Origin of the sequence: Wolbachia endosymbiont (group B) of Melanostoma mellinum (assembly GCF_947251465.1) — a bacterium.
Classification (GTDB): domain Bacteria; phylum Pseudomonadota; class Alphaproteobacteria; order Rickettsiales; family Anaplasmataceae; genus Wolbachia.
In genome coordinates this window covers 865,819-889,094 of the sequence record NZ_OX366366.1, presented here as the reverse complement: position 1 = coordinate 889,094, position 23,276 = coordinate 865,819, and the positions used below count along the sequence as shown (strand labels likewise).

Sequence of the window (23,276 nt, the reverse complement as noted above, 5' to 3'; positions counted from 1 at the left end):
TCATCCCAGTGCCGGCTAATTGCATTAAATATTGAAAAATTTACTAAACAGAGAAAAAGGCAAAAGAAAATCTATCAGCTACTACCTATTTTTTTAATTGGCGTTTTTCATTGTATTAAATGCTTTGATAAGCGCATTTTAGCTTATGTGGGTAAAAGTTTTATAAAGACATAGAGTGCACATAGTGCAAAAAATTAAACATCAAGTATATTGAGCTTTTTGTCGTTTTATCTGCACAGACTGAAGATAAATAATATATCTTCACCCTTATTTTAAGGAGAATGGCGGAGTCCGTCAAGTAACTCTTGCCGTTGCTATAGCTGCTTGAGTTCCTGTAATCACAATGTTGGTGCAATGCACGCATGGAATTTTATTTACTCTATAATATGTTGGTTTATAGTAGTACTAATGCAGAAATAAAGGGAGGAGACATTGGAAAGCAATATAAAAAAATTGAAAGGAAATTTTTTAGAACAAGCAATTAGAGTAAATCATGCTGGCGAATATGGAGCCATTTGCATTTATTCCGGTCAAAAATTTATTCTTAAAAAATCTTCCATAATTGACAAAATAATTGAAATGGAGGAGCAGGAAAAAAAACATTTCCACTATTTTAATGAGAAAATCAAGGAGCAAAGAGTTCGTCCTACTGTTTTGTTGCCAGTTTGGGGTGCTTTAGGGGTATCACTTGGTGTTGTAACTGCCATGATGGGTAAAAAAGCCGCTATGGCTTGCACTGCTGCAGTTGAAGAAGTGATCGGAAAGCACTACAAGGAGCAAGTCTTACATTTAGAAGATGGGGAATTAAGAGAAACTATAAGTAAATTTCGCGATGAGGAATTAGAGCACAGAGATATTGCAATTCAGCACAATGCCGAAAGCGCACTTGGCTACAACGTTTTATCTTTGTTCATAAAAACAAGCTGCAAAGCTGCTATTTACCTCTCTAAATTGATTTAATCAATCACTATTTGACAACCAACCACATTTGCCTTTAGTTCTTGTGCTAATTGCTGCCCCATATCCTCTACTACAATCGAATGCGTATGAATGTTTATAATTAATTTCTTAATTATTATCCTAAAAATACATTAATTTAATTCCCTATTAGAGTTTTCTTGTTGTTGTAAACATGTTTGCATAAGACTAGTAGATGGAACGTTTTTAATAGTCTGAGTTAACTCCTCAGGAATATTTTCAAAACTCTTGCCCATAACTTCTAAAACACTTTTCCCCTGTATAAGACAATTCCCTCCAAAGCTTGATTTGTTTTCTAACTTGCTAAACCTTATTTTGCTTTTCTCATCAATTTCTACTACCATTTTGTTACCATCTTTCCGTAGATAAATACTAATCTCTCCTATTTTAGTAGTAAAAAATATTTCAATACCACCTTTTAAGATATCTGTGTAATTTCTTTTTCCATCTTCTGTAATTTCAACTTTTACTATACTTTCCTCAATCTGAAATATGCCAACTTCTAAATCCTTAGCTTTTTCATTATTTAAAGTTCTCGCAGTTTCAACAATACTACCTTGTGGATACTTAATATAAAAATATTTATTATCTACTTCTACTTCAAGATCATATTTATCAATTTGCTTGTTATTTTCTTTCACAATACCTTCATATGCTAGACCCTCTAGCATTTTTTTCTTACTCTTACATTGTTCGTTAAGATCATTTAAATAATTAGAGCCGTAATATCCGCCTTCAATATCGCTATAAAAAGATAATCCTTTTTCTACCCCACCTTTTAACACTAAATTACGAGTGATCTTTTGTATGATATTTTTTGTAGTTGAATTGTGTGGATTTGCATGAAAGCGATTAATTAATTCTTCCATTTTTTCAAATATAAAATTTGTTACAGTCTTATTATCCTTACCGTAATATGAGTTTAATCTTATTCCTTGATTTAAATAACCCTCTATTATGCGTTCCATGTACTTTAAAACGCTTTCTTGCTCATCGTGTTCTGTTATACCTTTTATCATCTCATCACAAAATTTTTTAACTAGAATTTGTTCATCTGTAGTCAATGGTATTTGCAATTTCGTAGAAGATGAGTCTCGCTCAAAAAGATAAATTATTGACAATTCTTCTGCTCTTTTAATAAAGTCATAACTTCTTAGATATTCTGCAACATCTTTGTTTTTTGCGTACCTTTTCTTGATTAAATCCATATGCCTATCTTTACGACTTATAGTCGGTAATTTTGGATTTGATGAACTACTCTGTTGACTATTGAAGAAGCTGTTAGAGAACTGTTCAGGCTCTAAAATAAGATTACTTTCACCTTGTTTACCTACTTGCTTAGACATATTATATACCATAACCACTAAAACTTTTTAGTGATTACTTCAATACATAGATAAGTCAATAAAAATATCTTTTTCTCTTCAGTGCTAAAAAATTGTCAAAAATCTCAAAATTGGTTAATTGCATATAACCTACTTTCTGGTATACATCAAAACTACCGTAGAAAACTTCAACTTTGAAAGGGATTAACAAATAAAATTCTTGTACTTTGCCTCTACTAAAGTACAATCAGGCTTTATTTAATATTTTTCATGCTTGATGAAGTACATGAGGAGTGCGGGGTATTTGGCATAAGTTACAACCAAAGTGCTGCTTTTAACTCTATACTTGCTCTCCACGCTTTGCAGCATAGAGGTCAAGAGTCTTTTGGCGTAGTAACCAGTAACAACGATAAGCTGCACTCTTATCACTTTCAGGGTCAAGTGAGCAGTGTATTTGATGATATAGATGAAATAAAGAAATCCTTACCTGGAGATTGTGCAATAGGTCATGTTCGATACTCAACAAGTGGTAGTAAATTTGGAGTGCAGCCCATGTTTGGCAAAAGTGGCAAATTTGGGGATTTTGCCATAGCACATAATGGTAATTTAATTAATATTTCTCCGATACGCGAACAATTAATTAAACAAGAGTGCGTTTTTCAGTCAGATATTGATACAGAAGTAGTAGTGCATCTGACAGCAAGCGGTGAAAAAGATAGCTTTTTAGAGAGTTTTATATATGCATTAAAGCAAATACAAGGTGCTTATTCTTTTGTGGCAATCAATCAAGAAGTAGTTATTGGAGTACGTGATCCATCTGGAATCAGGCCTCTTGTTTTAGGAAAGTTAAACGGTTCTTACGTTCTTGCATCTGAAACTTGTGCTCTTGATATAATAAATGCAGAGTTTATTAGAGAAATAGAACCAGGCGAATTAGTTACCATCAGTTCGGATAGTAAGCTAGCCTCAATGTTTCCTTTCCCACAGCAAAAATCAAGTTTTTGTATTTTTGAATACGTTTACTTCTCGAGGCCAGACAGCATAATGGAGAAGAGGTCCATATATGATATAAGAAAAGAAATAGGAAGAATACTTGCAGAAGAGAGCCCACCAAAAAACAATGTAGATATGGTTGTACCAATACCTGATTCTGGAATACCTGCAGCTATTGGATATGCAAAGCATTCAGGATTACCTATGGAACTGGGGATAATTCGTAATCATTACATAGGAAGAACTTTTATACAACCCACCGCTGAAGTACGTAAAGTTAGAATAAAATTAAAATTCAATGCTAATAAGCACACTTTGAAAGGCAAAAACATAATTTTAATAGATGATAGTATAGTGCGTGGTAGTACGCTCAGAAATATAATAGTTATGCTAAAGGATGCAGAAGTAAAAGAGATTCACCTCAAAATTTCAAGTCCACCAATTAAGCACTCTTGTTTTTATGGAATAGATACACCAGATTGCAAAGATTTAATTGCTGCGACTCAATCTATAGAAGAGATAAAGGAAAGTATAGGAGTAGATAGCTTAGCCTTTTTGAGTATTGATGGGCTATACAGAGCTGTTAAAGCAGAAAAACGTAACAATGCTACACCGCAATATTGTGATGCTTGTTTCACTGGTGACTACCCAATTGGTAAGTAATCTATTATTAATGAAGGTGAGGTTTTTTCTATGTTATATTAACAGTTTTAAAAATAGATTTTTTGCATAACCATATAGTTTTTGCCTGGGCGTCATTTGAGTGAAAACTACTTTACAAATTTCGTCATTCCCTTTACTATGATACTAAGAGTATTTATCCTTATTTTTGACCTGCAGGCTCAATCACAAAATCAGTAAAAAACTCAAATATTTATTGGCAAATTACACAAAAATTATAGCGGCCTTTTTTATTTTTTCTACATTCAGCCAAAACGCGCTTGTTAGCACATTATTATAGCGCCAATTTACATTATAAAACTCGTCACACGGGGATTCTTCTGCCTTTTTTCTTCGTTTGGTAAATTTCTTAATATTTATAGCTAAAGCTTCAGGCTAGCACTTGATGCTGGAATCCAGAAATCTTTTGAGCACAAAAGTTATGCTAGGTTTTTGTTGGTAAGAAAGGCTGGATCACAGTGGGCTTTGTTGCATCGCTCAAGTGAAAAGAACTGGCAGTTACTGACAAAATTCATTATAAAACAGCCATTTAACTGTTGAAGAAAAAATATGCCACAAAAAATGAGAGTCAGTAACTGCCATAAATATAACAAATTTCTCCAAGAAAGAGGAAGCATTTTTTGTTATATCAATGACGCCATAGAAAATTGGTACGAGAATTGTCCAAAAATGCAGGGTGGCAACTATATTTATAGTGATAAAGTTGTGATTTTAGTGCATATAATCGTCAGTTTCTTTAGAATTGGTTTAAGACAAACAGTCGGGTTCATAAAAGGGTATTTGCAACAAAGCCCACTGGGATCCAGCTTTCATTAGAAACGTTGATTACTTTTATGCTAATAATTTTACTACTCTGCCGAACGGATACAATTGAATATAGTATAGTCTTCTGTTCTGACGAGAATAGTTTTATTCCATCCATCAAAAAATGCTAAATTGAGGTATGTATCACCCTTATAGGGCTTGTGAATTTCAGTTATAATAAATTCTGAGATTAGGTTATGCTCTAAAAAAAGGTGTGCTATTTGTGCCCCACCAATCACAAAGACTTGAGAACTACTTTGAATTGACAGAAATTCTTGCATGGAAGAGACAACAGTACATTTTGGACCTCTATTAAAACACTTGTTACGGGAGAAAACAATAGGTGTACGATTCTTTAGTATGCTTTGAGGCACGGTTTCAAATGTCTTTCTTCCCATCACAATAATTTGTTTGTCGGTCACTTGACAAAAATGTTTAAACTCACTTGGATAACGCCAGGGCAAATCATTATTTATTCCAATTACCCCATTAGGGTCAACAGCCATAATTCCAATAATCTTCATCCTTTTAAGACAGCTTGGGCTACAAAAAATCTCATGTGGTCGCGTACATTATGCACTCTAAGGAAATCAACCTTATTGTGCAGTATAGCAGATGTAGCAATTGTTTCTAAATCTCTATTAGAGGCAGGCTCTGTGGAAAAAGAAGAAATAAATGACTTTCTAGAATGGCCAACTAAAACCTTGCAGCCAAAATTTTGTAAAGTTTCTATACTGCGTAAAATCTGAATATTCTGATACATAGATTTGCCAAAACCAATACCAGGATCAATAATTATTGAATTTTCATCAAAACCAAGGTCAAGTAACCTATTAATGCTCTTCTCTGCCCAATTATTTATGATATCAATTGGGTCAATATCATGTGGAATAATATTTTCCTTATGTGGTGGTATCGAAAGTGAATGCATAATAACGACACTACACCCACTGCTAGCAACTTCTTTTAAGGTATTACTACTCAGATCTCCCTTCTGATCATTTACCCAGGCAATATTGTAGTGCTTCAAAACGTTTAAAATAATGTCTGGCCAAAAACTATCAATGCTGACTTCAATATCACCATTTTTCATATAGTCGCTAAGATTATCAAGTACTGGTTTTAGACGTTCATACTCTTCCTCTGGTGTCTTTATTGAAGCTCCAGGCCTTGTTGATTGAGCTCCAAGATCAACTATGCTTGCACCATCTGATACCAACTGCAATGCCTGCTTGGTTGCTCGATTCGCATCATAATAAAGACCACCATCTGAAAATGAATCAGGGGTAATATTGACGATACCCATAAGCTTTGGTGAAAGCGTAAAACTCTTTGAAAAACATTCTTGAACATTGAAAGCAAAAGTTTTGTTAACCATTGCCATCAAGTGGAGCAAAAATGGTCTGTGTACCAATTCTGGATGAGGAATTTTAAGGTCAGGTGTATCAAGCGTTAGATCATCCCATAACAAAATATCTAAATCAATAACACGAGGTGCCCATTTTTCGTAGACTTGTGGACGACCAATGTCACATTCAATTTGTTTTAAGCCTTTTAGTAGCTCCTCAGGAGAAGAAGAACAACTTCCATAGACAATCATGTTAAGAAATGGCTTATTCCACTCAGGTGGAGCACCATTTGGTAAAATAGCCTCAGTTTCTAGAATGATCGAAGACTTTAAGCCTTTTAAATAGCGCTTCTTTAGTAACTCAGTAGCTCTTTGTAAATGGGAAAGGCGATTCCCTATATTTGATCCAATAGAAATATAGATCATTCTTGCAATTCATTACAGTAAGTAAAAAAAACGCCCCCATGCACACCAGGAACTGGTGGTGCGATTTTGTGAGTAGTCACCCTGACAGAAGAAATAATATGCTTCTTTCGCAGCAAAAGGTTATTAATGGCTCTGTATATCTCATGAGTTAAATGCTCGATTAAATTAAATTGCTTGCCCTGAACAAGAGATTGAATATTTTGCACTACTTCCAAATAGCAGATAGTATCTTTAAGTTGATCAGTTGTAAGCCCTGAAGGAGGAGATTTAAAAGTGAAATCAACGTCAATACTCACCAATTGGGGAGAAGACTTCTCTTCTGCACTACATCCCAAATGAACCCAAAGCCGTAAATCAGATATAAGAAGATTACATGCTACCACTGAATTTAGTATCTACTTATAATTAATGACAAACATCAACATTCATCATGCCATCAAGAAAACCCCATAAGAGTTTTGCTCCTTTTTCAGCGCCTTGCATAACTTTCTCTTGTTCTTCTTCGTTTAAATCTGCAATAAGGTTTGCACATTCTTCAGAATGCCACTCATCAGCTTCCATATGAACGGTAAAAAATTTGAGAGAACGCTCATCATTTATTGAATAGTGTTTTTTCAGACCTTCAATTTTAGACTTAGAAACCTCTGGAGTTTGACGTTCATAAGCGTACAGAGCTCCAAGACCTGCTGCAAAATCTGATTTTACAATGTCAAAATAACCATCAACTAATTCTCGTGTCTCCTTAATTTGTGCATTTTCACAAAGTTCTGAACGTGCTACTCCCAGTCCTTCAGCAAAACGCTGCCATAATTCTGGGTGATTCTCGTCGCCTTGTTCTTCCTCTATTAAATTACCAAGTAAAACTTGCCGCATTTTCAAATTCGGACACAAGGAATGTATACCGCTGATATAACGAGGAAAAGCAGCAACATGGTGATAATATTCCTTAGCGTAGGTTTGCAGAGCCTGCAGGCTTAAGCTACCTTCATTCCATGACTCGTAAAATGGGTGTTTTAATAAGTGTAAACTATCTAATTGATTATTAAGTAATTGAACAAATGTCATAAATAAACAGTAAATTGTTTTAGGCTACGTTTAGGTTTATCAAATGTCAAGAGGCATTTCTCACTACTACTTTAATTCCAATAAATATAAAGATAGATACGCTATAAGTTAATTTTTTAGTAAAATTGATTTTTTCTAAAATTTCATGTATTATTAAATCAATATAGTGAAAAACGCAAAATGAAAGTAACAGAAGAAAATACAATAAAAATTAGGGAAGAGTTCGTAGAAGTTCAAAATGGAATGCGAATTCAAAAGATAGTGATGTCAAACTCGAAGAGCAGTGCAGATAGCAGAAAGAAAAAGCATATAGTTTACTTTCCAGGGCTTACATATACTTTTGAAAAAGAGCCAAATGAAGACAAAAGTGAATGGAATTGGGCAGCTGAAGCAGGTATGGATGTTCACCTTATTAATTTTCCTGGTTCTGGAAAAAGCAAAGGCCATTCTTTAAACGGTCGAAATCGAGTAAATGCAGGAATTGGAGTCATTTCAGATCTTCTAAAGCAAGGCATTCACCCAGACAATATAGTACTGTATGGAAGCTGTGCTGGAGGACCAATAGCTGCGGAGGTTTATAAAAAGTTTAAAAAAGATGAAAATATTCATTTAAGATGCATTATCAATAAATCCTTTAGCTCATTCAAAAAACTTGTAGTGAAATTACTACACATATCAAAACCTAAATGGCTATTTCCTCCTATAATAAAATTCATACTCAAATGCTTTGGTTGGCACTTTAAGCCACACACAATAGTAAACGACATTACTCCATACACAATTTGTTTTAACTTAGAGAACGATGGCTTTATTAGTAAGCAGGCAAATATAGGTACTAAAATTGCTGACATAGAAAAAAGTCATAGGAAAAAAAACTACCAAAAAAAAGAAACTTTTGAAGGTTTTGAGCAATATAAAGAGTTTTTTATGGAGCATGCCAACTTAGCTAAAATAAAAAACCTTGAACCTGAAGTTGGAATAATGAAAAAATGCTGGAATAAGTTTCTATCGTTACTACCTATTAAGGCAGATGATATTCACTTTTCTTCGATTACAGAATTGTGCTCATCAAGTGAACACAAATACAATCTTCCTGAGCTGATTTCACTCTTTTTAGAATTCACAGATAATTATTTTGAAAAGAAGGGCTCTCTCAATCAAGAGAAACAACCAGAGATAAAAACAGAAGCGATATGTGGAAAGAATAGTGAAAAAGAAATAGAGGAAAAGAAACAGTATTTTACCAATTTAAAGAATTATTCAATAAGTCAGAATATATCTAAAAAGCTAACATCTCTGCAAATATTGAAATAAGTGTTTCTTTTGTGATTAAAAAAACATTGCATCTAGAGTATCTGCCATAAGTGATAATTTTGTGCTTTCATCATAGAGATTGTTTTCACTAGCTAATAATTTCTCACTAATTTGTGGATAAAGTTTAGAAACGTACTTCTCATAGCATTCATCTAGGCATTCTTGGTCTGTCCGTTTTGTTTTGTAGGAATGGCATTTCTGCTGACATTGATTATATCTAAATTTAATCCCTTGCTCTCTGTTTGATGCTTGTTGTTGCATAATATTCTCCAATTCAAATAATTCTAATATTAGCATACAAATATGAACATTATGTTAATATTATTACTTTTTAGGCATACATGGCAAATTTATGCCTGGAAACAGTTTTTGGTTATTTCCTAGATTTTCTTTATAAAAACCAAAGGCGCCAGTTGGTTTTTATTAGCTAAAGTAAAGGTCAAGTATCTGGAATTCTGGACATAAAATCCTCCTGTATAAAAAGATTAGAAAAAAATGCAGCGCACATATGACAGAAGTGTGTATACGCTGAAAAAGATACGCTACGTTTTTTATTGAAAAGTTAATTGAAAGTCTGCAGACAAAGATAAATTTTTGAGCTCTTAAAATATCTCTAATTGTCATTATAATCAGATTCAAAATACGCGGAAGTAATTTTTTTTGACAATAGATTTCTTTCATAACGAGGCGTCATCCCAGCTGAGATCCAATAAGAAAACCGCGCTGGAACTTTTGAATTCCAGTTATGCAAGGAATCTAATATCATGGAGTTTTCAAACACTAACAACCAAGTACTTTAATAAGGCAAAAAGCTTATCTAAGAGAGTAGGCCTTGCAATTGTATCAATAGTGGTGGGATTGGTAGGACTCGAACCTACGACCAATTCGTTATGAGCGAACTGCTCTAACCGACTGAGCTACAATCCCTTTTATCAACACCTATAATACACGCAAAAGGAAATTTGTCTACTCGCTTATTTCACTATCAACCCAACTGTGTAAATCATTTATTGCGCCAATTTTGCGTGCAATTTCCTTACCATCTTGAAATATGATTAAAGTAGGTATAGATTGAACTCCATACTTACTTGGCACCTCAGTTTCTCCATCTATGTCAAACTTACAGATTTTGATCTTGTCTTTTCTATCCTTGGCTAACTGCTCGATACGTGGCATCAGACTTTTGCATGGTCCACACCATTCTGCCCAAAAATCTACCAGCACAAATCCTTTGTGGTTAGCAACTTCAGATTCGAAATTTTGATCATTTACCGCTTTAATATCATCACTCATAAAATACCTAAATTTTTATAAATATAGCGTATCAATTAACAGCTGATCAACTAAATTTTTCTGGATTCAAGTGAAGTGATTACATATGATGATTAAAGATATCTACACTCCCCCAACCCATTGAATCTAGCTCAATACGAGTAGGAAGAAATTCAAAGCACTTTTCGGCTAATTCTTTTCTATTTTCACGTTCTAGCATTAAATCTAGCTTTTCCTTTATTTTATGGAGATATAAAACATCAGATGCAGCATAACTTTTTTGCTTGTCTGTTAAATTTTCATTTCCCCAATCAGAAGATTGTTGTTGCTTATTTAATTTTATATCAAGTAGTTCTAAGCACAACTCTTTTAAGCTATGATTATCTGTGTAGGTGCGAACTAAACGTGAGGCTATTTTCGTGCAATAGCAAGGCAGTGCCCAAGTTTGCAGGTAGTAATGTATTATACTCACATCAAATCGCGCAAAGTGAAATATTTTGGTTATATTTTTATCCTCTAATATTTTTCTCAAATTTGGAGCTGTATAATCGTTTTTGAATTGAACTAAGTGAGCGTTGCCATCATTGAAAGAGAGCTGAACAAGGCATAATCTATCTCTGCTATGCAGTAGCCCCATTGCCTCTGTATCAACAGCTATAGATTTTATATCATTCGGTATTGCACTGGCTGGCAGGTCGTCCTTATATATAAATATTCTCATAAATTTAATATGTTTTATGACATATACAATAATCAAAAATGAGTTTTAAGTATACGAAAAGATCATAGAAAATTGGCTCTCATGATTTTCATGCATGTAGGGTTTACAAATTGTAATATGTACCTATAATTAGAAGTAGAATCTAAGCAGAATTTAACTGCGGGAGTAGCTCAGTTGGTAGAGCGCAACCTTGCCAAGGTTGAGGTCGAGGGTTCGAACCCCTTCTCCCGCTCTTTAATTTTAACATAAAAAATTTCCTTCCCCTATTCAACTAGTTCAGCTATACTAAAAGTAGCTAAAAGCTTTTTAGAAAATTATTATTTAGGAGGATTATATGAACAACAAGACTAAACCAATGTTATTTATCTTAGGTACAGATATACCAATAGGAGCACTTACAGGTTTGGGACTCAGTTTTACAGCTTTATCACCTTTGGTAATGGGTGGAATTATTGCTGCAATTCCTGCACTCTTACACTTTGCCCTTTGTACAGGTGAGAGACTCTCACAATCCCAATTCTCTTATGCTCATGCTTGCGCTCATGCTTGTTTATTTGTTGCAAGTGCTGCAATTGGAGTTGGTCTTGCTGCAGCTGCAACTGCTATTTCTCCAAGTATAATGCTTGGAATGGGATCGGCAGCTTTAGCAGGTGCAATAATAGCACCCATAGCAGTAATTGCAGGGTTCCTTGTAGCATTTGGTATTATTGAACCAATAGCTCAGAAAGTGAATGAGTATATTATATCACCTATAGTTGAGCGTTTTTCTTCAAAAGAACAGGGAGTTTAAGTGAGGTTTTTGCTTTTTATTTTGCCTATAAGTGGCTTGTGGAAGTTCGTAAGGTGCAACCTTGCCAAGGTTGAGGTCGAGGCCCTTCTCCCGCTCTTTAATTTTAACATAAAAAATTTCCTTCCCCTATTCAACTAGTTCAGCTATACTAAAAGTAGCTAAAAGCTTTTTAGAAAATTATTATTTAGGAAGATTATATGGACAACAAGACTAAACCAATGTTATTTGACTTAGGTATAGCTACATCAATAGGAGCACTTACAGGTTTGGGACTCAGTTTTACAGCTTTATCACCTTTGGTAATGGGTGGGATTGTTGGTTCTATAGTTCCAGCATTGATTACAGCTCTGTTTGCGGGGAAGCTACTATACAAATTTTGCAAAAAAGATCATATTCAAAAGGATGAAAAATATGATCCTATCTATTCTGGTATTTTCGCACTTGCAAGTGCTGCAATTGGAGTTGGTCTTGCTGCAGCTGCAACTGCTGTTTTCCCTGGTGCAATGCTTGGAATGGGATCGGCAGCTTTAGCAGGTGCGGTGATAGCACCCATAGCAGTAATCGCAGGGTTATTTGTAACAGTTTGTGTTATTGAACCAATAGCTGAAAAAGTGAATGAGTATATTATATCACCTATAGTTGAGCGTTTTTCTTCAAAAGAGGAAGAGTGCGATCTACCTGCAAAATAATCAATTGACGTTAGCATTTAGTTTTCTTTATAATTTCCTTTGTGAAAGAAGAAAGATGCTTATTTGTAACGATAGCTGGTTTGCCAAATGCTGGAAAGTCAACGCTGATTAACAGCATCGTAGGCAAGAAAATTGCTATTGTCACCCCTAAAGTGCAGACAACAAGGACGCAGGTAAGGGGTGTTGCTATATGCAACAATGCGCAAATTGTTTTTACTGACTCTCCAGGAGTGTTTTCAGCAGAAACAAATCTTGAAAAAGCTTTAGTCAAATCTGCATGGGGAGCAGTTAAGGATAGTGACATTACTTTGTTGCTTGTTGATGTAAACAATTACCTAAAAAATATAGAAAGAATAAAAACGATATTTGCACGACTAGAGCGCACAAAAGGCAGATGCATTTTGGTTATCAATAAAACTGATTTAGTAAAGAAATCAGAGCTCAAGATGGCACATGAGCATCTAAATTTGCTTTATAAGTTTGAAAAAATTTTTACGATCTCGGCACTGAAGAATGATGGACTTTCTGATCTGACTAGTTACTTGTCTAAAATTGCACCGATAGGCCCTTGGTTTTATGAAAAAGATCAAATAACTGATTCCTCAGCTGATTTTTTATCAGCGGAAATTACGAGAGAAAAGTTATTCTTGAACCTACGTGAAGAATTGCCATACTCTACAGCTGTTATAACTGAACAATTTGAGGAAAAAAAAGATAAGAGTTTAGTCATAAAACAGATCATATTTGTATTGAAAGATAATCATAAGAAAATAGTGCTAGGAAAAGACGGCAGTAGCATAAAAAAAATTAATATCGAGGCACGTACAGAATTGGAAAAGTTATTTGAGTGTAAAGTTCATCTCTTTTTGTTCGTAAAAGTGCGACCTTGGACTGATCGCCCTGAGGAATATATAAGTAATGCTTAATTCTTTGTTAGTATTTGATATTGAAACTATACCAGATGTAAATTCCTGCAAGAATTTACTAAATATTAGTGATGATAGCAGTGTAGAAGAAAAGAGGAACGCATTAACAAAATATCATCTTGAAATAACAAACGGGCAAAACTCTTTTCTGCGTCAGCCCTTCCACCTTGTTGTAGTCATTAGTTTTTTACTTTGTAATATAACACGCCAGAGCGGTTATGAAATGTTCACACTACAAGAAATAAGATCTGGAGGCACAGTAAACTCCAATGAAAAAGAGCTAGTAAAGGGATTTTTTAACTACATATCAGAGAAAAAGCCAAGACTAGTTTCGTTCAATGGACGCACTTTTGATATACCGGTACTGAAGTACCGTGCTATGGTTCATGGCATTCAAGCAGAATATTTTCACAAAGCTGGCGATAAGTGGAATAGTTACAATCAGAGGTACAGTAGTGATTGGCATTGTGATTTGCTTGAATCTCTCTCTGATTTTGGAGCTTCCGCAAGAATGAAGATGAACGAAGTTTGCGCAGCATTTAATCTTCCCGGTAAGATTGGAGTTGATGGTTCACAAGTTATGGACTTATATGATAGTGGCAAAATACAAGAGATTCGCGATTATTGTGAAACAGATGTGATTAACACTTATTTGATTTATTTGAGGTTTATGCATCATCAAGGAAGAATTACTACAGAAAGCTATAATAAGAGCATAGAAGAACTGCTTTTAGAATGCGAAAAAAAAGAACACCTAAAGAAATTTAAAGAAGAATGGAAAATAACTTCTGGTGAAAATTTTTATATTGAATTTAAATGAATAGATGCTACAGAGCAATCTAATGATTGCTCTGTATAGTAGTTATAAACTCCTTGTAGTAGAAAAGACATTTTGATGTGCCCTTTGCTTAACTTCTGCTTGTTCAAGCTTAGAAAAATTTTCTAAGTTTTTATCTTGGTATTCCTTTTTTACTTTCTCGAAAAAATTTTGTCCACCAAGAATATAATTACCTAAATTAGCAGCATAATATTGAGCATTACCTAAAACTGCACAGTTAATTCGACTTAATATTCTCGAAGGGTAATAAAAGAGAGAAACGTTATTGTTCGATCGGAAATCCTTTTCATCCATTATTTTAATGGCTTCATGATAACCATCTATTTGATGAACAAAATATCCTTCAGGTACTGATATTCTCAATTGTGCACCTACATGAGCATAACCACAAATACCAGGTGATACCGCTGGTACTGGGTCTTGTCTATGTTGAGTTACTCTAATGGTTTTTTCTTGAAGAACATCATTATAAAATTCACTAGCAGTAAGATCAAAAACTCGTGGATCACCAAAAGTTGCAACATGAACATCTTCAGCTCCTTCTGTTTTATTGAGGCATAAAGCAGCTATCTTAGCAATAGCTCCTCCCATACTGTGACCTGTGAGATTGATTTTAAAATCTTTGATTTCTGATTCTTGTTTTTCAGCATAAGATTTCAAAATGCCATACAGATTAGGCCATGAATCCATAAATGAATTATAGAAACCACAATGAATTCTTCCACCTTCAGGTAAAAATTCCGAAGTAGCAAAAAGTACATTTATATCAGTAATTCCATCATTAAAACTCTGGCTCAGACGAGTACCATGGTAAGCTATTGTTATTTCTTTACCTTTTATAAAAACGTGACCAGCATCTTTTTCAAAGCTATTACCAAATGGAATAATTTCATAACCTTCGCTGATGAGTTCAGCTCTAGTTTTATACATTTTTTCAGTAGATGGAACAATTTCAAAATCTTCTACAATTTCAAATTCAGTTTTGTATACTCTTTGAGCTAGGTTGTTACATCTTTTTTTACTTAATTTACCATCATCATCGCCATAGCTTATCTTGCAGAAATTACCCATTTCTAATAATTTCTCTCGATCAAATCCTGCAATTTTTACAATACTTTCATCTATTTTATAGTCAGAAGGTAAAGAACATGGCTCATTTGGATCAGCACGATTTATAAATTCATAATCTTCAATGATCTCAAATTCATCGTCATATTCTTTCATCTCGTATTTGCCATCATCTACTGAAATAGAATCTGGCTGTTCAGTATTACCTGGCTCTGAGCCTGTAGCAGCACCTGTAGTGCTAAACCAATTTCGTAAAAAACTAAAATCCATAAATACCTTAATTATTAAAAATAAAACAATAATTCACTAATTATAATATAAACTAATATTATTGTCAATAGTTATATTAATATTTTAATCTTTATGTACTTTCACTTGAGTAAATTTTACTTCCATAGAATAAGTATAGAGTTATAATACACTAACAAGCAAACCTCTGTACTAAATTTTGGTTAATATACACGTTGAGCGTATTAAGAAAGTTGCTTTTAAAGTATTGCATTTTACTTTTATTTTCGCTATAAGGTTGCTTTAAGTTGGATTTTCAACACCTTTATACTATTTATGTTATGATTTTAAAATTTTTTGGGGGCACTTCATGAAAAAATCTATTTATACTAGAACTGCTCTAGCTTCTCTATTGACTTTATGTTCTTTCAGTGGCTTTGCTGCTGACTTTTCTGACGAGAGTATGAAGGAAGTAAAAAAGCAAGAGAGTAACGAGTCAATCAAAACTTCTGGAAAGATGGAAGTGATGAAGACGTCAAATAAGAAACTAAAAGAAAAAATGGACAGGATATGTAATGCTGATCCAAGAAAAAAAGCTGAGGAGCTTAAGAAAAAAGAAGAACTAAGATTAGCAGCTGAGCAGAAGAAAAAAGAGGAGTTAAAATTAGCAACTGAACAAAAGAAGAAAAAAGAAGAGTTAAAATTAGTAGCAAAACAAAAGAAAAAAGATGAAATTAGGCTAGCAAAAGAGAAAAAAGCAAAGCTTATAGAGGATTCAAAGGCGAAAGCTCTAAGCACTAAAAATTCTAATGTAGAAAAGTCAAAAATTAAGGGTTCTAAAACTAAGAATGCTAAAATTGAAGCTAAAGATATAAAAAAGGATGTAAAAGTTGTTAACAGCAATACAGAGGAAAAAGGTAAGGCAAGTCCTGTTGTTTCAGTTGGTGGTATTGATATTATCAATACCAATCAAGGGGATGGTTTAAGAATAACTTTCGGTGGCGTTGTTGATTCTCAAGGTTATGGTAACCATGGGCTAAGTGGCTATAACCATTATAATGTTATGCCAGGTAAATCTACAGATTATTTTAACAATACTCCAGATAGTATAAAAGGAGCAAATCCAATATTTCCTAAAGGGATAGGGAATATTGGTGATTACAGTGAAAACATGGGCATGATTTCAGATGCAATATTGCACTTAAGAGCTGAAAATAAAAATGAGGATATTGGTCTTCGTTATGGTGCCGATGTACAATTCCATGTTCCAGTTACTGAAGGTAAAGGAGCTTCACAAGGCGTGAATGCTGCAAGAGGTAGAAGTGCGCATGTATTCTTAAATTCACAATATGGTGATCTGAAACTTGGCTATCAGTTTGGTCCTGAGTCTCTGATGAGACTTGATGCAACAAGAATTGCAACTGTTGATGGAGCTGCAGATAGTGACTGGTTCAGAAAAGTAAACTTAGAAGGAAGTGCTGCAAACTTCCCATTTTACGTAACACCACGTCTTTACACTGAAAGCTTCTCGAGCGAGAGCGAAAAACTCTCCTTCCGTATGGCAGGAAAATACAACAAAGAGGTTATGACCACATTGCCATTTAGAGCTGCTTACTACTCGCCGAATTATATGGGTGCAAGATTTGGTCTTAGCTACTCACCTCGCTACGATAGTGGTTTATCCGTTGTAAAAGAAATAGCTCCAGATTTCCTCAAAGATTCAAGTAATAAGGTAACAGGGGTAAAGAATGAGGAAACGTTAAGACATGTTGGACCAGATTACCAGCATATAATAAGTGCTGGTGCGTCATATGAATATGACTTTAGTAAACATAATGTAAAAGTTAAAACTTCCGTAGTTGGTGAATATGGGGTTTCAAAGCAACCGAGTAAAGATAAGCATCTTTATAAGGAATTTGTAGAGTACAATGACCTGATGGGTGTTAATTTGGGTGTAAGCGCTGATTATAAGATTGATGAAGGTCAAAATATAAAATTCGCTGCTTCTTTTGCATATTTAGGCAAATCTGGTCAACCGAAGATTATCAAGGAACTCGACCCTGCTTCAAAAGAATATAAAGAGACTACTGATATTGCTAGAAAAAATGGCTTAAAGCAATTTAATGACAAGGACACCATGTATTGGACTGCAGGTGCTGGTTATCAATATGAGAATGTTTATACAAGCTTGACATACTTTGGCAGTACAATGAATGATAAAGATATGCTTCATGATGTTGCACTTGGTGTTCAGTATGATCTATCTTCTTGCAATAAGAGCAAGTTTGTTCCTTATGCAGCCTTACATTATTTTATGACTGATGAAAAAGGTGCGCTGAAAGGTAAAAATAATGCTGATGTACCTTCTAACCAAGGAATTCTTCTCCTCACTGGTGTGAAGTTTTCTTTCTAATTTGTTCTAGTAATACACACCACAACTTGAATGTGGTGTGTGTCTTATCTGTTAGCATTTACTCATCGATCAAATAAACATAAGCCAGTGCGTAACAAACTCTACGAGTATTTATTTTATTCACACAATAAGTAATGTCATACCAGTCACAGCTGTACGAAAATTGTGGCAATTTGCATAGTAGATGGTGTCATCCCAGTGCTTGACACTGGGATCCATTTTTCCATCATCATCAGAAACGTTGTATTTTAACATTACTTCTATACTCGTAAATTTAACTGGATGCCAATGTCTGGGCGCTGGCATGACACCCTATGGCTACTCAGATAATGGATATAATCCCTTACCTATCGAACGTTTTCAAATTCAATCAATTAAGCAGTATGCAAACCAAACTAAAAAACCATTTAACTGGAGAATTACTTACCATCGCTACTTGCTGGAAATTAACACTTGTAAGTGGGGAGGTAATGGGATTCACTGACTATGATAAAGATTTAAATCTCAATAATATACTCTATAAATCTTCAAGCGGTTTTATAGCCAGCAGTATAATATTAAATAGCGATTTGAGAACTGATAATCTAGAAATTGAAGGAATATTAAATAGTGCTGATATTAAAGAAAAAGATGTTTTATCAGGAAGGCATGACTTTGCAAATATTGAAATATTTCTTGTGAATTATAAAGATTTGAGTCAGGGAATTATGAATTTGCATGCAGGAACTTTTGGTAAAGTAACATTAAATAGTGGGAGGTTTATCGCTGAAATTAGAGGTCTTGCGACAAAGCTTGAGAGAAGCATAACAGAGCTATATTCTCCTGTATGCAGGGCACAATTTTGCGATGATAGATGTAAAGCTGATGCTAAAAAGTTTAGTAGAATGAGCACAATTACTAAAGTGATAGATGAAAGAAGATTTGAAGACACTAATTTAATCGAAAGCGATGGATATTATAAGCACGGAGTGTTTAGTTCAGCAACATTTGAAGTTGTAGTTAAAGAATACAAAAATAAAGTAGTTACATTATTTGCTTCTCCTCCATATCAAATTTCTACCGGAGATAAATATTCGATACTTGCAGGTTGTGATAAAGCGTTTTTAACGTGCAAAAACAAGTTTAACAATACTGTGAATTTCCGTGGCGAACCATATATACCAGTTGTTTAGCAGCATAATTTTTAATATTATGAATAAGTATGGAAAGGTGGCTGAGCGGTCTAAAGCACACGCTTGGAAAGCGTGCACATATGAAAATATGTCGGGGGTTCGAATCCCCCCTTTTCCGCACATTATTTCTAGTATAATAGGATTTTCCGTTTTGTTCTTGAACGTAATAACCATATAGCATTAGCACTTCAGCTCCGCAATTTTTCAGAGTCATCTACGTCAATAAAAGAATAGAGTTATCAAGTTGCAGAGCCTTCTTGATTTTTGATGACGAAGAGTAGTTGTTATCATAGAAATACATCCAGTAGCCAGCATACCTTCCCTATTCCTAACAATATCTTGCAATACTATACTTAGTCTGTGTCATTTCTCCCTAACCTCAGCAAAAGCTAATACCCGTATATACTCAACCTGTCATAATCTGTCAATATAATTCTTTATTGAAAATTCCGGGAGAAAAGAGAAGCCTCACACTTTTTCGATATTAAACCTGTACCTTCTACAGAACAGAAAATGAATCTGCAGAATAATAGGAAATATCTTCTGGTGTATCCTTTGTATCACTAAATGATGCATACTCGTAATTACAATCTCTTTTGCACAGTGCTTTCCACGCAGGACTATCAGTAGCCCTTTCACAGCATCTGTGACAATCATGATGCTTATTAACTTTAACACAATCTGATCTTCCCGAATTAATACATTCTCTTAATTGCTTAACATAATCATAACAAAAACTCATAATATTCTCCTTAATTAAAAAACTAATATAATTTTAACATATAAGCATTAATATTATATTAATAATAGTATAATTACTTTTATTGAAAATTCCGGAAAACAAGAGAAGCCTCACGCTTTTTACTGTATCTGCTACAGAACAGAAAATGAATCTGCGAGAGTATAGAAACTATCTCCAATATTTTCTAATGTACTCTTTATGTCACTAGCTTGTGAAGGATATTCAGAACTCTGAGATTTCTCTGGAGCTTGATATTGTCTATTGCATCTGGCCTTGCACATAGATTTATCGAGTCCTTCGTACCATTTAGTGTAGTCACTTTCACACTTTCTATGGCACCAGTAATGTCCATCAAATGGATCATGGTTCAGTACTTCTCCCAGATGTACCCGTGTTACTCCATGTTGTATTAATTGATCCTTCAACTCTTGTTCTGGAGCTTTGAATATATTATCTCCCCACCTTCCTGAATTTGTAGCAACAATACCTCTTTGTAAATTAGATACCATAACATTCTCCTTAATTAAAAAATTAACATAGTTATAACATATAAGCATTAATACTATATTAACAATAGTATGATTGCTTTTATTGAAAATTTCGGAAGACAAAAGAAGCCTCACACTTTTTTGATATTAAACTTTATCTGCTACAAAACAGACAATGAATCTGCAAGAGCATGGAAATTATCTCCTATATTTTGTAATGTATTACTTATGACAGTAGATGCCGACTCTTGTGGGGTATGTTCAGGAGCGCCAAATTCTTTATAATAATAATTACAGTTTTGTTTGCAAATTGCACGAGCCAAACTACCCCAGCTTTTTTCACACTCTCTGTGGCAATTGTAGCGACCTGGATTAACTCCATATTGTGTTGATTGATCATCTGACTCCTCTGGAGCATTGAACTTAACATCTTTAAACTTTGTAAGATTTCCTATCATAATATTCTCCTTAATTAAAAAACTAACATAATATTAACATATCAGTATTAATATTATATTAATACTGATATAATTATTTCGCTTTCTTTATTGAAAATTTCAGAAAAATGTTGTATAATTATAGAGTAGTAGAATTTGGTAAAACTTATGGCAAACGCTAATATAGCTTTCAGTAAAGAAACTTTACAGCATCTTGCTGAATTATCTGAACTTACTAAGCAACCTGCTCAAGCATTAGCAGAAAAACTACTTAAAGAAGCAATCGAGCTTGAAATTGAAGACTTTTTAGTGTCTAAAATTTCTGATGAGCGTGATGTTGAAGGTGCAGAAACAGTCGATTTTGAAGATATTAAGTGGGATTAGAGCATTATAAAGTTAAGTCTCTCAAAAGTGTTGTTGAGAGAGATTTACCAAACCTTCAAAAAACAATAAGGTTAAGAATCCAAAAGGCTATAAAAGAACGTCTTACAGTTGATCCAATAAACCTCGGTGAACCATTACATCATAACCTAAAAGGACATAGAAGACTAAGAGTTGGTGAATACCGTATAATTTATAGAGTAAATCAATTAGAACAAATAGTAACTATCACAGAGATAGGACATAGATGTGATATTTATAAAAAATAAATATAAACATTAAATATACATTATACAGCCCTTCTTCCTCTTCACCTTAGGCGGCTTTGCTCAGCTCAAAAATAACTCATTTTTTGACTATACCCCTATAATTTTACTATTCTACAGACTATAAAATCGATGCTAATAACGGATTAGAGATAAACGTTGCAAAGAATCGCAGTGGATCAACCGGAAAGGTTACAGTAAGTTAATACTGGAAGGATATTAATCTAGGATTCATAAATGTCTTTTCTGTGTTTTATTGAAACACTTCATACTTTGCAGCATTTACATGATACGATAATCGCCAGTTCTCAGTCTTCTGTATCCTTTGAGTTTGTAACAAAACGATTCACCAAAATCAATTGGATTAACTGTAAGTCGCTCTTTTACTATCTCTTCAACTCTTAACTTTATTGTTTTTGGAAAAGCTCTTCTTACCAACATTTTTCAGGAATTTAATCTTATAGCGCTTTAGTCCCACCTATAGTGGTAAGATTATCTACTTATTCTTGTATGGGAATTTACCAATTGTTAAGATGTGCAGTGTAGTAAAAACATATTCTAATAGTATGGAAAAATAAATGACACGTAAAAAAAATGTATTTGAACAATATGTAGAAGATAAAGTTATATTTTTAGATAGTTTGCGTAACAAAACAATAGGTGAGCTTATCGATTTTATGGACAAAAACCCAAATGTCAAAATCTTTGATTGGATAAGTAACAATACTAGTCATAGCCTAAAGCATAGAAGAGGTTACAATATTAGTAATAACATGAAACTTAGGTGCATAGGTGTAGGAATTGGTTTAGTTGCTGGTCTAGTTGCAGCATGTTGTTTATGGCAAGACACTTTAGCTCTTATTGGCGGTTCTGGTGTAGTGTTGATTGCATTTGCTATAGTTGGTGCGTTACTTGGAGCTGGAGCGAGCTATGTAGTAGGTAAATGTCTTGATAAAATTGAGGTTAGTAAGTGTGCAATAAGCAGATTTTCTTAGAGGTTCGTATTGAATTCTAGCTTTCTTTCAATACTTAAAGATTTACAATCAGAGCAAACTACCTGGCCACGTGGAACTGATTTCAGCTCATCAGTTGAAACTTTACTTGAGCAGAATATGCATTTTATTTTATCACTTGGGGCGAGTGAGTGATCAACAGCAACTCTATCATCAAAAACAAAACACTCGCCTTCCCAATTACCACTTTTATTACCAGTTTTTTCAAGATAGGAAAGAATACCGCCTTTAAGATGGTAAACATCTTTAAATCCAAGGCTTTTCATATATGCTGTAGATTTCTCACATCTGATTCCACCAGTGCAGTACATAGCCACTTTCAGATCTTTACTCTCAGAGAAAGACTCTGCCCACTGAGGAAAATCTCGAAAACGCTGAGTATGTGGATTGATTGCATTTTTAAACTTGCCTAGTTTTACTTCGTAATCATTTCGTGTGTCTATCACTAAAACATCAGGTTGAGAGATAAAATCATCCCAATAATCTGGATCAATGTACTGACCTCTAACGGAAGTATCGAGATTACTTACACCAAGATTCACAATTTCTCTTTTTAATCTCACTTTCATCTTACTAAATGGTTGATATTCTGCTGCACTCTCTTTCCATGTAAGGTCCCTTAGTCTATAATCAGAACGTAGAAAATCGAATATTTTATCAATCGCGTTTCTTTCACCAGATACGGTTGCATTAATTCCCTCTTCTGCAAGGAGTATAGTACCCTTTAATTCGACATTGTCGCATGCAACTTTTATTTCATCTTTCATGTCATAATAATTAGAGAGTTTTACAAAATGATAGAAAGTTGCAATGACAAAACTCATAATTAATTAGTTTATCGATTTAAAACATAATATATAAAATTATGAAGATATTCAATAGGACGGCTGTTAATTAC

General features: G+C 34.0%; 26 protein-coding genes, 3 tRNA genes and 1 pseudogene. 15 read left to right on the top strand and 15 right to left on the bottom strand.

The window, feature by feature from the left end; all coding sequences use genetic code 11:
• Positions 1–432: 432 nt before the first annotated feature.
• Positions 433–960 (top strand): demethoxyubiquinone hydroxylase family protein, encoded by a 528-nt coding sequence (locus tag OPR42_RS04145; protein WP_265041905.1) that lies wholly within the window; start codon positions 433–435, stop codon positions 958–960.
• A gap of 131 nt (positions 961–1,091) precedes the next feature.
• On the opposite strand, the gene OPR42_RS04140 is transcribed toward OPR42_RS04145, so the two are convergent.
• Complete coding sequence (locus OPR42_RS04140; RefSeq protein ID WP_265041904.1) at positions 1,092–2,336, bottom strand: hypothetical protein; 1,245 nt, start codon at positions 2,334–2,336, stop codon at positions 1,092–1,094.
• 237 nt (positions 2,337–2,573) lie between these two features.
• Here OPR42_RS04140 and purF point away from each other — a divergent pair, with 237 nt between their 5' ends.
• Together purF and OPR42_RS04130 are read left to right on the top strand one after the other, a co-directional pair.
• Positions 2,574–3,959, top strand: coding sequence for an amidophosphoribosyltransferase (gene purF / locus OPR42_RS04135; RefSeq protein WP_265030815.1), 1,386 nt, complete (start codon positions 2,574–2,576; stop codon positions 3,957–3,959).
• Between the two features lie 567 nt (positions 3,960–4,526).
• Positions 4,527–4,766, top strand: a pseudogene (locus OPR42_RS04130) (transposase); the annotation flags it as partial.
• A 59-nt stretch (positions 4,767–4,825) separates the two neighbouring features.
• Here OPR42_RS04130 and OPR42_RS04125 read toward each other — a convergent pair.
• The 4 genes from OPR42_RS04125 to OPR42_RS04110 are packed head-to-tail and all read right to left on the bottom strand — an operon-like array spanning position 4,826 to position 7,620.
• Positions 4,826–5,305: a dihydrofolate reductase gene (locus tag OPR42_RS04125; protein ID WP_064085991.1), complete on the bottom strand. Its 480-nt coding sequence runs from the start codon at positions 5,303–5,305 to the stop codon at positions 4,826–4,828.
• Positions 5,302–6,555: a dihydropteroate synthase gene (folP, locus tag OPR42_RS04120; protein WP_265041900.1), complete on the bottom strand. Its 1,254-nt coding sequence runs from the start codon at positions 6,553–6,555 to the stop codon at positions 5,302–5,304. Before folP ends, OPR42_RS04125 begins: the two co-directional genes overlap by 4 nt.
• Positions 6,552–6,938, bottom strand: coding sequence for a dihydroneopterin aldolase (locus OPR42_RS04115; protein WP_052264775.1), 387 nt, complete (start codon positions 6,936–6,938; stop codon positions 6,552–6,554). The genes folP and OPR42_RS04115 overlap by 4 nt, the downstream gene beginning before the upstream one ends.
• A 22-nt stretch (positions 6,939–6,960) precedes the next feature.
• Positions 6,961–7,620 carry a CADD family putative folate metabolism protein gene (locus tag OPR42_RS04110; protein WP_052264774.1) on the bottom strand — a complete coding sequence of 220 codons (660 nt, stop codon included), beginning with the start codon at positions 7,618–7,620 and terminating at the stop codon, positions 6,961–6,963.
• Positions 7,621–7,800: 180 nt separating this feature from the next.
• On the opposite strand from OPR42_RS04110, the gene OPR42_RS04105 reads away from it, so the two are divergent.
• Positions 7,801–8,934 carry an alpha/beta hydrolase gene (locus tag OPR42_RS04105; protein WP_052264773.1) on the top strand — a complete coding sequence of 378 codons (1,134 nt, stop codon included), beginning with the start codon at positions 7,801–7,803 and terminating at the stop codon, positions 8,932–8,934.
• A gap of 15 nt (positions 8,935–8,949) precedes the next feature.
• Here the strand turns inward: OPR42_RS04105 and OPR42_RS04100 are convergent, their stop codons facing one another.
• The 4 genes from OPR42_RS04100 to OPR42_RS04085 form a co-directional block, all read right to left on the bottom strand.
• On the bottom strand, positions 8,950–9,195 hold the full coding sequence (locus OPR42_RS04100) for a hypothetical protein (RefSeq protein ID WP_265041898.1): 246 nt from the start codon (positions 9,193–9,195) through the stop codon (positions 8,950–8,952).
• A 589-nt stretch (positions 9,196–9,784) separates the two neighbouring features.
• Positions 9,785–9,861: transfer RNA gene (locus OPR42_RS04095), tRNA-Ile, on the bottom strand.
• A gap of 39 nt (positions 9,862–9,900) precedes the next feature.
• Positions 9,901–10,227 carry a thioredoxin gene (gene trxA / locus OPR42_RS04090; RefSeq protein WP_064085368.1) on the bottom strand — a complete coding sequence of 109 codons (327 nt, stop codon included), beginning with the start codon at positions 10,225–10,227 and terminating at the stop codon, positions 9,901–9,903.
• A gap of 79 nt (positions 10,228–10,306) precedes the next feature.
• A complete protein-coding gene (locus tag OPR42_RS04085) occupies positions 10,307–10,927 on the bottom strand; it encodes a ribonuclease D (protein ID WP_007302121.1) in 621 nt (206 codons plus the stop codon).
• A gap of 159 nt (positions 10,928–11,086) precedes the next feature.
• Here OPR42_RS04085 and OPR42_RS04080 point away from each other — a divergent pair.
• The 5 genes from OPR42_RS04080 to OPR42_RS04060 all read left to right on the top strand — a co-directional run bounded on the left by OPR42_RS04080 (position 11,087) and on the right by OPR42_RS04060 (position 14,152).
• Positions 11,087–11,159, top strand: a tRNA-Gly gene (locus tag OPR42_RS04080).
• Positions 11,160–11,261: 102 nt separating this feature from the next.
• The gene (locus OPR42_RS04075; protein WP_265041897.1) at positions 11,262–11,717 is read left to right on the top strand and encodes a hypothetical protein; all 456 of its coding nucleotides are present in this window, start codon (positions 11,262–11,264) and stop codon (positions 11,715–11,717) included.
• Between the two features lie 197 nt (positions 11,718–11,914).
• Positions 11,915–12,406 (top strand): hypothetical protein, encoded by a 492-nt coding sequence (locus OPR42_RS04070; RefSeq protein ID WP_265041896.1) that lies wholly within the window; start codon positions 11,915–11,917, stop codon positions 12,404–12,406.
• Positions 12,407–12,447: 41 nt separating this feature from the next.
• A complete protein-coding gene (gene era / locus OPR42_RS04065; protein ID WP_265041895.1) occupies positions 12,448–13,332 on the top strand; it encodes a GTPase Era in 885 nt (294 codons plus the stop codon).
• Entirely contained in the window at positions 13,325–14,152 is an 828-nt protein-coding gene (locus OPR42_RS04060) for a 3'-5' exonuclease (protein WP_019236725.1), read from the top strand. Before era ends, OPR42_RS04060 begins: the two co-directional genes overlap by 8 nt.
• Before the next feature lie 42 nt (positions 14,153–14,194).
• Here OPR42_RS04060 and OPR42_RS04055 read toward each other — a convergent pair whose 3' ends face one another.
• Entirely contained in the window at positions 14,195–15,508 is a 1,314-nt protein-coding gene (locus OPR42_RS04055; protein ID WP_265041893.1) for a lipase family protein, read from the bottom strand.
• A gap of 328 nt (positions 15,509–15,836) precedes the next feature.
• Between OPR42_RS04055 and OPR42_RS04050 the strand changes: the two genes are divergently transcribed.
• The 3 genes from OPR42_RS04050 (at position 15,837) to OPR42_RS04040 (ending at position 19,169) form a co-directional block, all read left to right on the top strand.
• The gene (locus OPR42_RS04050) at positions 15,837–17,879 is read left to right on the top strand and encodes a WD0745 family porin (protein WP_265041892.1); all 2,043 of its coding nucleotides are present in this window, start codon (positions 15,837–15,839) and stop codon (positions 17,877–17,879) included.
• A gap of 329 nt (positions 17,880–18,208) precedes the next feature.
• A complete protein-coding gene (locus OPR42_RS04045) occupies positions 18,209–19,051 on the top strand; it encodes a DUF2163 domain-containing protein (protein WP_458694389.1) in 843 nt (280 codons plus the stop codon).
• A gap of 31 nt (positions 19,052–19,082) precedes the next feature.
• Positions 19,083–19,169 (top strand) — tRNA-Ser (locus OPR42_RS04040).
• A gap of 381 nt (positions 19,170–19,550) precedes the next feature.
• Here OPR42_RS04040 and OPR42_RS04035 read toward each other — a convergent pair.
• From OPR42_RS04035 to OPR42_RS04025, 3 genes are all read right to left on the bottom strand, one after another.
• On the bottom strand, positions 19,551–19,793 hold the full coding sequence (locus tag OPR42_RS04035) for a hypothetical protein (RefSeq protein ID WP_265041890.1): 243 nt from the start codon (positions 19,791–19,793) through the stop codon (positions 19,551–19,553).
• Positions 19,794–19,924: 131 nt separating this feature from the next.
• On the bottom strand, positions 19,925–20,302 hold the full coding sequence (locus tag OPR42_RS04030) for a hypothetical protein (protein WP_265041889.1): 378 nt from the start codon (positions 20,300–20,302) through the stop codon (positions 19,925–19,927).
• Positions 20,303–20,442: 140 nt separating this feature from the next.
• Positions 20,443–20,739 carry a hypothetical protein gene (locus tag OPR42_RS04025; protein WP_265041888.1) on the bottom strand — a complete coding sequence of 99 codons (297 nt, stop codon included), beginning with the start codon at positions 20,737–20,739 and terminating at the stop codon, positions 20,443–20,445.
• Between the two features lie 147 nt (positions 20,740–20,886).
• Between OPR42_RS04025 and OPR42_RS04020 the strand changes: the two genes are divergently transcribed.
• Together OPR42_RS04020 and OPR42_RS04015 are read left to right on the top strand one after the other, a co-directional pair.
• A complete protein-coding gene (locus OPR42_RS04020) occupies positions 20,887–21,102 on the top strand; it encodes a hypothetical protein (protein WP_254229392.1) in 216 nt (71 codons plus the stop codon).
• Positions 21,093–21,368, top strand: coding sequence for a type II toxin-antitoxin system RelE family toxin (locus tag OPR42_RS04015; protein ID WP_064085396.1), 276 nt, complete (start codon positions 21,093–21,095; stop codon positions 21,366–21,368). Before OPR42_RS04020 ends, OPR42_RS04015 begins: the two co-directional genes overlap by 10 nt.
• 279 nt (positions 21,369–21,647) lie before the next feature.
• On the opposite strand, the gene OPR42_RS04010 is transcribed toward OPR42_RS04015, so the two are convergent.
• Positions 21,648–21,806 (bottom strand): type II toxin-antitoxin system RelE family toxin, encoded by a 159-nt coding sequence (locus OPR42_RS04010; RefSeq protein WP_019236727.1) that lies wholly within the window; start codon positions 21,804–21,806, stop codon positions 21,648–21,650.
• 137 nt (positions 21,807–21,943) lie between these two features.
• Between OPR42_RS04010 and OPR42_RS04005 the strand changes: the two genes are divergently transcribed.
• The gene (locus tag OPR42_RS04005) at positions 21,944–22,360 is read left to right on the top strand and encodes a hypothetical protein (protein ID WP_265041887.1); all 417 of its coding nucleotides are present in this window, start codon (positions 21,944–21,946) and stop codon (positions 22,358–22,360) included.
• On the opposite strand, the gene trhO is transcribed toward OPR42_RS04005, so the two are convergent.
• The gene (gene trhO / locus OPR42_RS04000) at positions 22,357–23,202 is read right to left on the bottom strand and encodes an oxygen-dependent tRNA uridine(34) hydroxylase TrhO (RefSeq protein WP_264376631.1); all 846 of its coding nucleotides are present in this window, start codon (positions 23,200–23,202) and stop codon (positions 22,357–22,359) included. The genes OPR42_RS04005 and trhO overlap by 4 nt on opposite strands.
• Positions 23,203–23,276: the final 74 nt, after the last annotated feature.